The 12,746-nt window shown below is 67.0% G+C and carries 8 protein-coding genes; all 8 read left to right on the top strand.

What is annotated here, in order from left to right; genetic code table 11:
• The first annotated feature begins 57 nt into the window (after positions 1-57).
• Positions 58-2,472, top strand: a complete 2,415-nt coding sequence (locus OG257_RS13960) for an ABC transporter substrate-binding protein (protein ID WP_329207751.1) — start codon at positions 58-60, stop codon at positions 2,470-2,472.
• A 334-nt stretch (positions 2,473-2,806) separates the two neighbouring features.
• Positions 2,807-4,681 carry a translational GTPase TypA gene (typA, locus tag OG257_RS13955; protein WP_329207749.1) on the top strand — a complete coding sequence of 625 codons (1,875 nt, stop codon included), beginning with the start codon at positions 2,807-2,809 and terminating at the stop codon, positions 4,679-4,681.
• 443 nt (positions 4,682-5,124) lie between these two features.
• Positions 5,125-6,750: a peptide ABC transporter substrate-binding protein gene (locus OG257_RS13950; RefSeq protein WP_329207747.1), complete on the top strand. Its 1,626-nt coding sequence runs from the start codon at positions 5,125-5,127 to the stop codon at positions 6,748-6,750.
• A 119-nt stretch (positions 6,751-6,869) separates the two neighbouring features.
• Entirely contained in the window at positions 6,870-7,799 is a 930-nt protein-coding gene (locus OG257_RS13945; RefSeq protein ID WP_329207745.1) for an ABC transporter permease, read from the top strand.
• A complete protein-coding gene (locus OG257_RS13940) occupies positions 7,792-8,736 on the top strand; it encodes an ABC transporter permease (protein WP_329207744.1) in 945 nt (314 codons plus the stop codon). The genes OG257_RS13945 and OG257_RS13940 overlap by 8 nt, the downstream gene beginning before the upstream one ends.
• 11 nt (positions 8,737-8,747) lie before the next feature.
• The gene (locus OG257_RS13935) at positions 8,748-9,806 is read left to right on the top strand and encodes an ABC transporter ATP-binding protein (protein WP_329207742.1); all 1,059 of its coding nucleotides are present in this window, start codon (positions 8,748-8,750) and stop codon (positions 9,804-9,806) included.
• Positions 9,799-10,941: an ABC transporter ATP-binding protein gene (locus OG257_RS13930; protein WP_329207740.1), complete on the top strand. Its 1,143-nt coding sequence runs from the start codon at positions 9,799-9,801 to the stop codon at positions 10,939-10,941. Before OG257_RS13935 ends, OG257_RS13930 begins: the two co-directional genes overlap by 8 nt.
• Positions 10,942-11,102: 161 nt before the next feature.
• Complete coding sequence (locus tag OG257_RS13925; RefSeq protein ID WP_329207738.1) at positions 11,103-12,734, top strand: peptide ABC transporter substrate-binding protein; 1,632 nt, start codon at positions 11,103-11,105, stop codon at positions 12,732-12,734.
• Positions 12,735-12,746 lie beyond the last annotated feature (12 nt).

Below are 12,746 nucleotides of genomic sequence, written 5' to 3'. Positions count from 1 at the left end.
GAATAATCCGGTCCATTCCGGTACGGGTGGGCCGGGCCGGCCCCGGAGGTATCAGCCATGGCCCACCTCGGCGTCCCACAGGGGACGGCCCGAAAGCGCCGCTCGGTCGCGCTCCTGGCGACAGGCGTCCTCACGATCCCGGTGCTGGCCGGCTGCAGCTCGGGCGGCGAGGGCGCCGCCTCGGTAGCCGTCCCGCAGGACATCGCCCCGGCCTCCCGCGACCGGGTCACCGAGGGATCCACGCTCAACTGGGCGATCGACGCGGTGCCCGCCACCCTCAACACCTTCCAGTCCGACGCCGACAGCGCGACCACCCGGATCACGGGCGCCCTGCTGCCCTCCCTCTTCCCCATGGACGCGCGGGGTGAGCCCAGGCTGAACCCCGACTACCTGGAGTCGGCGAAGGTCATCGAGCAGGAGCCGAAACAGGTCGTCCTGTACAAGCTCAACCAGCAGGCCGTGTGGAGCGACGGCCGGGAGATCGGCGCTCCCGACTTCGTCGCGCAGTGGCGCGCGCTGAGCGGCAAGGACTCGGCCTACTGGACGGCGCGCAACGCCGGCTACGAGCGGATCGAGAAGATCGAACGCGGCAAGGACGACCTGCAGGTCAGAGTCACCTTCTCCAAGCCCTACGCGGACTGGCGCGCACTGTTCTCCCCGCTGTACCCGAAGGAGGTGACCGGATCCCCGGGCACCTTCAACGACGGCGCGAGGACGACGCTCAAGAGCACCGCAGGACCGTTCCGGCTGCGCGGCGTGGACAAGGCCAAGGGGACCGTCACCCTCGACCGGAACCCGCGCTGGTGGGGTGCCGAGGCCAAGCTCGAATCCCTCGTCTTCCGGACCGTCGAACCCCAGAAGCGCGACAAGGCGCTCACCGCGGGCACCGTCGACGTCGCCGACGTCGACCCGGCGACCGCGAACCGTATCGCCCTCGCGGCCCGCTACCGGGGAGGCAACGGACAGCCCGCCCACGGCCCTGGAGCCGACATCACCCCCGCGGCGGCCCTGCGCTCCTGGGCGCTGGCCCACGGATCGGACGAGGAGGCCGCGGAGACCGCACAGGCGGCCCGCGCCGAGAACCGGGCGGCAATCGCGGCGTACGCGGCCGAGCAGAAGTCGCTGGGCAGTTTCGCCGTACGCAAGTCCCTGGAGCCCGCCTACACGCAGCTCGCGATGAACGGGGAGTCGGGCCCCCTCTCCGACGACCGGGTCCGTCGCGCCGTGGCCCGTGCCCTGGACCGCCAGGAGCTGGCCGACATCGTCCTGAAGCCGCTGGGCCTGCCTGCGAAGCCGCCGGGCAGCCACCTGGCGCTGGCCGGGCAGCCCGCCTACAAGGACGGCAGCGGTGCGCTGGGCGACCAGGACACCAAGGAGGCGCAGGCGCTGCTGGGCGACGCGGGCTGGACGAAGGGCGGAGCCGCCGTGACGCCGAAGGAGGCCGGCAGCGAGGCCGACAAGAAGAAGGCCGAGGAGAAGAAGGGGACGAAGCCCGAGGCCGAGAAGTCCGGGAAGGCCGAGAAGCCGGCGGAGAAGCCGGAGAAGTCCGCGAAGCCCGCCGAGTCCGACGAAGCCGGGTCCGACGAAGCCGGGTCCGACGAAGCCGAGTCGGACGCGGCAGGGTCGGACGACGCGGGCAAGGACGACCGGGCCTCCCGCGACGAAGGCCTGTACATCGTCGGCGACGACAAGCCGGGAGGCCGGCCCGCCCGGGTCCTCGCCACCGCCCCGGCCGCCGCGGCCCACAGCGCCGCCCTGCAGCGCCAGGCCGCCGCGCTCACCGGCGCCGCCGGGGACGGAGCCGGCACCAAGGTCGCCGCCCAGGACAGGCAGCCGGGCGGCGCGGCGGGCGCCTACGCCCCCGTGGGCACGGCGGCACCGGCCCCCGCCTCGGTCCGCGGCCGACTCGGCAAGGACGGCAAGCCGCTGACGCTGCGCTTCGTCCTGCCGTCCGGCCCCGGCTCGCAGTCACTGCGCAGCGTCGGCGAAAGGATCGTCGAGATGCTGGACACCATCGGCATCGGAACGCAGATCACCAAGGTCTCGGACGACAGCTACTTCAAGGACCACATCGCCTCCGGCGACTACGACCTGGCGCTGTACTCCTGGCCCGCCACCGCCTACCCGGCGACCGACGGCCGGCCGATCTTCTCCAAGCCCGAGCCCGCCACCGACGGGTCGCTGCTCGTCGAGCAGAACTACACGCGGGTGGGTTCGGACCACATCGACCAGCTCTTCGACCAGGCCGTCTCCGAGCTCGACGCTGCGGCGTCCAGGGATCTGCTGAAGCAGGCGGACGCACGGATCTGGGCCGCCGCAGGATCGATTCCGCTGTATCAGCGGCCACAGCTGGTCGCCGTGAACAAGAAGCTCGCCAACGTCGGTGCCTTCGGCTTCGCGGCACCCCGCTACGAAGACATCGGATTCACCGGGCGACAAGCGGCAGGTTCCCCCGCGAATCGTAAGAAGTAGCAGGTCAAAGCCGTATCGGAAGCTCAGAACCAGCTCAATTCCCTTGCCCGCCGGGACCCCCGGCGGGCAAGGTGGTTTCTGCCCAGACCCGGGCTGCTCACCCCCCACACCCCCCTCCGTCCGGCCTGTCACAGGTCGGATGATGACTTAATACCGGCTGAATATCGGCTGAATACTGCTTGGAGTCCGGTCCTGCGGATCGGGCCGGGAAGCCCAGGACGCGTCGGGCCCGTACCATTGGACTAGCCGTGGCGTGTCCGCCCGGCGGGCGTACGAGGACTCGAGACCGACTGAGACGCCTGATCCCACGATCCGAGAGAAGCGCAAGCCACCCATGCCCACGCGCCACGACATCCGTAACGTAGCCATCGTCGCCCACGTCGACCACGGCAAGACCACGCTGGTCGACGCCATGCTCAAGCAGGCGGGCGCCTTCGCGGCCCACGCCGCGGAGAACCTCGACGAACGCATGATGGACTCGAACGACCTGGAGCGTGAGAAGGGCATCACGATCCTGGCCAAGAACACGGCCGTGAAGTACCACCCGAAAGATGGCGGCGACGTCATCACCATCAACATCATCGACACCCCCGGCCACGCCGACTTCGGTGGTGAGGTCGAGCGAGGCCTGTCGATGGTGGACGCGGTCGTCCTGCTCGTGGACGCGTCCGAGGGGCCGCTCCCGCAGACCCGCTTCGTGCTCCGCAAGGCGCTGACGGCCCGGCTGCCGGTCATCCTCTGCATCAACAAGACGGACCGCCCGGACTCCCGGATCGCCGAGGTCATCGACGAGACGTACGACCTCTTCCTGGACCTGGACGCCGACGAGGACCAGATCGAGTTCCCGATCGTCTACGCCTGCGCCCGTGACGGCGTCGCCTCGCTGACCAAGCCCGAGGACGGCACGGTTCCGCCGGACAGCGACAGCCTGGAGCCGTTCTTCAGCACGATCCTCTCCGCGGTCCCGGCCCCGGAGTACGACGCCGACGCGCCCCTCCAGGCCCACGTCACCAACCTGGACGCCGACAACTTCCTCGGCCGTATCGCGCTGTGCCGCGTCGAGCAGGGCGAGCTCCGCAAGGGCCAGACGGTCACGTGGATCAAGCGCGACGGCACGATGTCCAACGTGCGCATCACCGAGCTGCTGATGACCGAGGCGCTCACCCGCAAGCCCGCCGAGGTGGCCGGCCCGGGCGACATCTGCGCCATCGCCGGTATCCCGGACATCATGATCGGCGAGACCCTGGCCGACCTCGAGAACCCGATCGCGCTGCCGCTGATCACGGTCGACGAGCCGGCGATCTCCATGACCATCGGTGCGAACACCTCGCCGCTCGTCGGCAAGGGCGGCAAGGGCCACAAGGTCACCGCCCGGCAGATCAAGGACCGTCTGGACCGCGAGCTGGTCGGTAACGTCTCGCTCCGCGTCCTGGACACCGAGCGCCCCGACGCCTGGGAGGTCCAGGGCCGTGGTGAGCTCGCGCTGGCGATCCTCATCGAGACGATGCGCCGCGAGGGCTTCGAACTCACCGTCGGCAAGCCGCAGGTGGTCACCAAGCAGGTCGACGGCAAGACGCACGAGCCGATCGAGCGCATGACCATCGACTCGCCCGAGGAGCACCTCGGCGCCATCACGCAGCTCATGGCGACCCGTAAGGGCCGCATGGAGACGATGACGAACCACGGTTCGGGCTGGGTCCGCATGGAGTGGATCGTCCCGTCCCGCGGCCTCATCGGCTTCCGTACGGAGTTCCTGACCCAGACCCGCGGTACGGGTATCGCGCACTCCCTCTTCGAGGGCCACGAGCCGTGGTTCGGCGAGCTGCGCACCCGTCACAACGGCTCGCTCGTGGCGGACCGTGCGGGCGTCGTGACGCCGTTCGCGATGGTCAACCTCCAGGAGCGCGGTGTCATCTTCACGGAGGCGACCACCGAGGTCTACGAGGGCATGATCATCGGTGAGAACTCGCGCTCCGACGACATGGACGTGAACATCACCAAGGAGAAGAAGCTCACCAACATGCGTGCGGCTTCCGCGGACACCACGGAGAACGTGGTGCCGGCGCGCAAGCTCTCCCTGGAGCAGTCGCTCGAGTTCTGCCGCGACGACGAGTGCATCGAGGTGACCCCGGAGACGGTCCGTATCCGCAAGGTCGTCCTGGACCAGAAGCAGCGGGGCCGTACGGCCTCGCGTGCCAAGAACGGCTGACGCCTGGTCCGGAGCGCCCGCTCCGGTCTGCGAACCGCCTGCACTAGCCATTGACATGAGGCCCGGACCCCCGCAGAGACTGTGGGGGGCCGGGCCTTTCGTCAATCGGTTTTTCTGACCGAGGTGTCCGGATATCGGGCGTCGCTCTCCGGAACATGTGTTAACGGTCCGTTTCGCGGGTGTCTGTCTGGGATCCCTTTGTCCGGATTTCGGTCAACCACGGCTTCCTGATGTTGTCAAACCGAGACCCTTTAAGTGTGGTTTACAGCTCGGTGTTCCTTAATAGTTGGCTCCATTGAGCTCGGGTCAATGGGTCGACGCACTGTGGGGAGTGCGGACTCACGAGCACACTCGGGGCACTGAAACGATCGCCGTCAGGGGTGTCGGTGGATCTCTCCAGTGCCCCTCTTGTAGTCAAAAGTGGACTCATGAGGAGGAAACCCATGCGCGGTGCCAAGAGCGCCAAGTGGGTCGCGGGAGCGGCAATCATCGCCCTGGCCGCGACCGCCTGTGGCGGCGGCGACAGTGACGACAGCAGCGACTCGGCTTCGAAGGAGAAGGGCAAGCCTGCGGGCTACGTGTCCATCGACGTCGGTGAGCCGCAGAAGCCGCTGATTCCGGCTGACACCAACGAGTCGCTCGGCAGCTACGTCATCCAGTCGCTGTTCACGCAGCTGCTGGACTTCGATGCCGACGGCAACATCGTCTACACGAACGCCGAGTCTGTTAAGACGACCGACTCCAAGACGTGGACGGTCAAGCTCAAGGCCGGCTGGAAGTTCCACGACGGCACCCCCGTCACCGCCGACTCGTACATCAAGGCGTGGAACTGGTACGCCAACAGCAAGAACAACCAGCAGAACGCCTTCTGGTTCGAGGACATCAAGGGTTACGCGGACGTCCACCCCGAGAAGGGTGACCCCAAGTCCGACGTGATGTCCGGTCTGAAGCTGGTCGACGACACCACCTTCACGATCGAGCTCAACACCGCCGTGCCGTACTTCGAGTACAAGCTCGGCTACGCGACCTTCGCCCCGCTGCCGGAGGTGTTCTACAAGGACACCAAGGCGTTCGGCCAGGCGCCGGTCGGCAACGGTCCCTACATCTTCGAGAAGTGGGACCACAAGAAGCTCATCCGCGTCAAGGCCAACCCTGACTACCAGGGCCCGAACAAGGCCAAGAACAAGGGTGTCCTCTTCAAGAACTACGCGACCGTCGAGGCCGCGTACCAGGACCTCCTCTCCGGCAACCTGGACATGATCCGCCAGGTCGGCCCGAAGGACCTGCCGAAGTACAAGCAGGACCTCGGCGACCGCGCGATCGACCAGCCGTACGCGGCGATCCAGTCGCTCGTCCCGACCTTCTACTCGAAGACCTTCAAGGGCATCAACCCGAAGGTCATCCAGGGTCTGTCGATGGGTATCGACCGCGACACGATCACCAAGACCGTGCTCAACGGCACCCGCAAGCCCGCCACCAGCTTCACGCCTCCGGGCGTCGCCGGTAACCAGGACCTGGGCACCGACGTGTTCAAGTTCGACCCGGCGAAGGCGAAGGCGCTCGTCACCGAGGGCGGCGGCGTTCCCGAGAACAAGATCTTCATCCAGTACAACGCCGACGGTGGCCACAAGGAGTGGGTGACCGCAGTCTGCGAGTCCATCCGCAACTCCACCGGTGTGGACTGTGTCCCGGACGCCAAGCCGGACTTCCAGACCGACCTGGAAGCGCGTGACAACAACCAGGTCAAGTCGATGTACCGCGGTGGCTGGGTCGCCGACTACCCGCTGAACGTCAACTTCATGCGGGAGCTGTACGGCACCACCGCTGAGGCCAACAACGGCCGGTTCTCCGACAAGGAGGTCGACGCGGCCTTCAAGAAGGGCGACAACGCCAAGACCCTGGACGAGTCGATCAAGGCTTACCAGGAGGCCGAGAAGCTCGTCCTGACGAAGATGCCGGCGATCCCGCTCTGGGAGTACAAGACCAACGGCGGCTACTCGAAGTCGGTCGACAACGTGACGGTCGACTTCCACGGTGACTACAACATCACCGAAGTCACCGCCAAGTAACACGCCTGAGGGCCCCCAACAGGCCATCAGCCGCCCACACAGGCAGTAGGTCCCGGGGGCCGCTCTTCGAATCCGGAGAGCGGCCCTTGGGCTGCATTATCCCTAAATCGGAGGCAAACATGGGGCGTTATGTCGCGCGGCGACTGCTCCAGATGATCCCGGTCTTCCTCGGATCAACGTTGCTGGTCTTCTCCATGATGTACGCGCTGCCCGGCGATCCCGTGCGCGCGCTCGCAGGTGAGCAGACCGTCGACCCGACGCAGATCGCGAACATGAAGAAGGAGCTGGGTCTCGACCTTCCGCTCTGGCACCAGTACTGGAACTACCTCATCGGCCTTTTCCAGGGTGATTTCGGCACTCAGATCGCCAGTGGCCGGCCGGTGGCGGACATCATCTCGGAAGCATTTCCGATCACGGTCAGACTGGCCCTGTTTGCCTTCATCTTCACGGTCCTCGTCGGTATCTCCATGGGCATCTTCGCCGGTCTGAAGGCCGACACCTTCCGGGACCGTGGACTGCTCGTACTGACGCTCCTGCTGATCTCCGTGCCGTCCTTCGTGCTGGGCTTCCTCGGCCAGTACTTCTTCGCCTTCCAGCTCGGCTGGGTCCAGCCCAACGTGAGCATGGAAGCCACCTGGGACGAGCTGATCCTGCCCGCGGTCGTACTCGGGTCCCTGTCACTCGCGTACGTCGCGCGACTGACCCGTACCTCGGTCGCGGAGAACCTGCGCTCCGACTACATGCGTACCGCTGTGGCCAAGGGGCTGCCGCGACGCCGCATCGTCGGGGTCCACCTGATGCGCAACTCGATGATCCCCGTGGTCACCTTCCTCGGCACCGACCTCGGTGCGCTGCTCGGCGGCGCCGTCGTGACCGAGGGCATCTTCAACGTCAAGGGTGTCGGTTCCGCCGTCTTCGACGCGCTGAGGCACCGCGAGGGTGCCACGGTCGTCGGCATCGTGACGCTGATCGTCATCGTCTATCTCGTCGCCAGCCTGGTCGTCGACCTGCTTTACGCGGTCCTGGACCCGAGGATCCGTTATGCCTGAGACGCTCAAGGAAACCACCGCGGGCCAGCTGCCCGAGGCGACTGCCGCACCGGCTCCCGCCGCCAAGGCGGGCAAGCCCCGCAGCCTGTGGTCGGACGCCTGGCACGACCTGCGGCGCAGCCCGCTGTTCGTCGTCTCGGCCGTCCTGATCGTCTTCCTGCTGACGATGGCGGTCTTCCCCGGCCTGTTCACCGGCGCGGACCCGCGCTACGCGGACCTGGCCCACCACTACCTGCAGAAGCCCAAGTGGGGGAACTTCTTCCAGGAGGACTGGTTCGGGTACGACATCCAGGGCCGCTCGATCTACGCGCGTGTCGTCTACGGCGCCCGCGCCTCGATCACCGTCGCCGTCGTCGTCACCGCCCTCGTCACCATCCTGGGCACCGTGGTCGGCATGCTCGCCGGCTACTTCGGCGGCTGGATCGACACCCTGCTCTCCCGGATCACCGACATCTTCTTCGGCGTTCCCTTCATCCTCGGCGCGATGGTCGTCCTGACCTCGTTCGCGGAGCGCCACATCTGGGTCGTCATCCTGGCCCTGGCCTTCCTCGGCTGGACCTCGATCGCCCGTGTCGCACGCGGCTCCGTCCTGACGATCAAGCAGGCCGACTACGTGATGGCGGCCAAGGCGCTCGGCGCCTCGACCACCCGCATCCTGCTCCGTCACATCCTGCCCAACGCGATCGCCCCGGTGATCGTCGTCGCGACCATCGCGCTCGGCGGCTACATCTCGGCCGAGGCCACGCTGTCCTTCCTGGGCATCGGCCTCGCCGAACCGACCGTGTCGTGGGGTGTGGACATCTCCTCCGGCCAGGAGCAGCTGCGCAACGCCGCGTTCGTGCTGATCATCCCGTCGGTCATGGTGTCGATCACCGTTCTGGCGTTCATCATGCTCGGCGATGCGGTACGCAACGCCCTCGACCCCAAGCTGCGCTGAGGGAGGCGTACATGACCATCATCGACAAGACGGCGGATATTCCTGCTCCGCGTGGTTCCAACGACGAGAGCGGCCCGCTGCTCGAAGTCCGCGATCTGCACGTGGAGTTCCACACCCGTGACGGCGTTGCCAAGGCCGTCAACGGGGTCAACTACAGCGTCAGCGCGGGCGAGACCCTCGCCGTGCTCGGCGAGTCCGGCTCCGGCAAGTCCGTGACCGCGCAGGCGATCATGGGCATCCTGGATATGCCCCCCGGCCGCATCCCCAAGGGCGAGATCCTCTTCCGCGGCCAGGACATGCTCAAGATGTCCAACGAGGAGCGCCGGCAGATCCGCGGCCAGAAGATCGCCATGATCTTCCAGGACGCGCTGTCCTCGCTGAACCCGGTGCTCTCCGTGGGCTACCAGCTCGGCGAGATGTTCCGTGTGCACCAGGGGCTCTCCAAGAAGGACGCCAAGGCCAAGGCCATCGCGCTGATGGACCGGGTGCGCATTCCGGCGGCCAAGGAACGGGTCAACGACTACCCGCACCAGTTCTCCGGCGGTATGCGCCAGCGCATCATGATCGCGATGGCGCTGGCCCTGGAGCCCGACCTGATCATCGCGGACGAGCCCACCACGGCGCTCGACGTGACCGTCCAGGCTCAGGTCATGGACCTGCTCGCGGAGCTCCAGCGCGACTTCAACATGGGCCTGATCCTGATCACGCACGACCTCGGTGTCGTCGCCGACGTGGCCGACAAGATCGCCGTGATGTACGCGGGCCGGATCGTCGAGACCGCCCCGGTCCACGAGATCTACAAGCGCCCCGCGCACCCGTACACCAAGGGTCTGCTGGAGTCGATCCCGCGCCTGGACCAGAAGGGCCAGGAGCTCTACGCGATCAAGGGCCTGCCGCCCAACCTGCTGCACGTGCCGTCCGGCTGCGCCTTCAACCCGCGCTGCACGATGGCGCAGGACATCTGCCGTACGGAGATCCCGGCACTGCGCCCGGTCACCGAGCAGGACGGTACCGAGCTGGTCGGCCGCGGCAGCGCCTGCCACTTCTGGAAGGAGACGATCCATGGCTGACCTCGAGAAGGAGTCCGTGGACGCCACCCCGAACGTCACCGAAGTGGAGACGGTCGACGCGGCCACCGAAGCGGAGGCCGTAGCCGCCCTCGAAGCCCCGGTGTCGCAGGGGGAGCCGATTCTTCAGGTGCGCAACCTGGTCAAGCACTTCCCGCTGACCCAGGGCATCCTGTTCAAGAAGCAGGTCGGCGCGGTCAAGGCCGTGGACGGGATCTCGTTCGATCTCTACCAGGGCGAGACGCTCGGCATCGTGGGCGAGTCCGGCTGTGGCAAGTCCACGGTCGCCAAGCTCCTGATGACGCTGGAGCGGGCCACCGCCGGTGAGGTCTTCTACAAGGGCCAGGACATCACCAGGCTGTCCGGCCGCGCGCTGAAGGCCGTGCGCCGCAACATCCAGATGGTGTTCCAGGACCCGTACACCTCGCTGAACCCGCGCATGACGGTCGGCGACATCATCGGGGAGCCCTTCGACATCCACCCCGAGGTGGCCCCGAAGGGCGAGCGGCGCCGCAAGGTGCAGGACCTCCTGGACGTCGTCGGTCTGAACCCGGAGTACATCAACCGGTACCCGCACCAGTTCTCCGGCGGCCAGCGCCAGCGCATCGGCATCGCCCGCGGCCTCGCGCTCAACCCGGAGATCATCATCTGCGACGAGCCGGTCTCCGCGCTCGACGTGTCGGTGCAGGCGCAGGTCATCAACCTGATGGAGAAGCTCCAGGACGAGTTCAACCTCTCCTACCTCTTCATCGCGCACGACCTGTCGATCGTCCGGCACATCTCGGACCGGGTCGGCGTCATGTACCTCGGCAAGATGGCCGAGATCGGTACGGACACGCAGATCTACGACCACCCGACGCACCCCTACACCCAGGCGCTGCTGTCGGCGGTCCCGGTCCCGGACCCGAGTGCCCGTGACGGACGCGAGCGGATCATCCTCTCCGGTGACGTCCCCTCGCCGGCCAACCCGCCGTCGGGCTGCCGCTTCCGTACGCGGTGCTGGAAGGCCCAGGACAAGTGCGCCACCGAGGTGCCGCTCCTGGCGATCCCCGAGCGCTTCAAGGCCTCGGACACTCCGGCCGCGCACGAGTCGGCGTGCCACTTCGCCGAGGAGAAGGACGTCGTGCACGCGGCGTAGCTCGTCGGTCAGCTGAACGGAAGACGCCCGGCCCCCCAGGGGGCCGGGCGTCTTCGTGTGTTCGGGCCGGTCCCCGTACGGCGGACATGAACATGCGACGCAGTGTCATATGAGGTGATATGAGGCATTGAGCTACTCACGGGAACCCTAGGAGGCACTCCATGCGCGGAGCCACACACGCCAGGTGGGCCGCATGCGCGGTCGCCGTCGCCCTGGCAGCGACCGCCTGCGGCGGCGGGGACGACAGCGGTGGCGGTGGCGGCGCGGACGGGATCGTGAGCTCCTCCTGGGGCGACCCGCAGAACCCGCTGGAGCCGGCCAACACCAACGAGGTGCAGGGCGGCAAGGTCCTCGACATGCTCTTCCGCGGGCTCGTGCGGTACGACCCCAAGACCGGCGAGGCCGAGAACGAGATCGCCGAGAAGATCGAGTCCACCGACTCGCAGAACTTCACCATCACCATCAAGGACAACTGGACCTTCAGCAACGGCGAGAAGGTCACCGCACAGTCGTTCGTCGATGCCTGGAACTACGGCGCGGCGCTGAAGAACAACCAGAAGAACGCGTACTTCTTCGCCTACATCGACGGCTACGACGCGGCCCACCCCGAGACGGGCAAGGCCACCACCGACACCCTCTCCGGCCTCAAGGTGGTCAACGGGACGACCTTCACGGTCAAGCTGTCCCAGAAGTTCTCGCTCTGGCCCGACACCCTCGGCTACGCGGCCTTCGTACCGCTGCCCAAGACCTTCTACTCGGACCACGACGCGTGGCTCTCCAAGCCCGTCGGCAACGGTCCGTACACCGTCGACTCGTACGCCAAGGGCTCCTCGATGAACCTGCGCCGGTGGGACGACTACCCCGGCACGGACAAGGCGCAGAACGGCGGCATCGACCTCAAGGTCTACACCGACAACAACACCGCCTACACCGACCTGACGGCCGGCAACCTCGACCTGGTCGACGACGTGCCCGCCTCGCAGCTCAAGAACGTCGAGGCGGACCTGGGGGACCGGTACATCAACACCCCGGCCGGCATCATCCAGACGCTCGCCTTCCCGTTCTACGTGAAGGCGTGGAACACGCCGGACGCGGTCAAGGTCCGCCAGGGCCTGTCGATGGCCATCAACCGGGAGCAGATCACCGACCAGATCTTCCAGAAGACCCGCACCCCCGCCTCCGACTGGACCTCCCCGGTCCTCGGCGAGGACGGCGGCTTCAAGGAAGGCCTGTGCGGCGACCCGTGCGAGTACAACAAGGCCGAGGCCAAGAAGCTGATCGAGGACGGCGGAGGCATCCCCGGCGGCCAGCTCAAGATCTCGTACAACGCGGACACGGGCTCCCACAAGGAATGGGTCGACGCGGTCTGCAACAGCATCAACAACGTCATGGGCAACAACGAGGCCTGTGTCGGCAGCCCGGTCGGCACGTTCGCCGACTTCCGCAGCCAGGTGTCCACCCAGAAGCTGACCGGCGCCTGGCGCGCGGGCTGGCAGATGGACTACCCGCTCATCCAGAACTTCCTCCAGCCGCTCTACTACACCAACGCCCCGTCCAACGACGGCAAGTGGAGCAACGAGGAGTTCGACGGCCTGGTCAACAAGGCGAACGCCGAGACCGACAAGGCCACGGCCGTCAGCACCTTCCAGGACGCGGAGAAGATCCTCGCCGAACAGATGCCCGTGATCCCGCTCTGGTACCAGAACGGCAGCGCCGGCTACTCGGACCGGGTGGAGAACGTCGCCCTGAACGTCTTCAGCGTCCCGGTGTACGACCAGATCAAGGTCAAGTGACCCGAGCCGGGC

The organism is Streptomyces sp. NBC_00683, assembly GCF_036226745.1.
In the GTDB taxonomy this organism is placed as follows: Bacteria; Actinomycetota; Actinomycetes; order Streptomycetales; family Streptomycetaceae; genus Streptomyces.
This window is presented reverse-complemented; position numbering and strand designations above follow the sequence as displayed.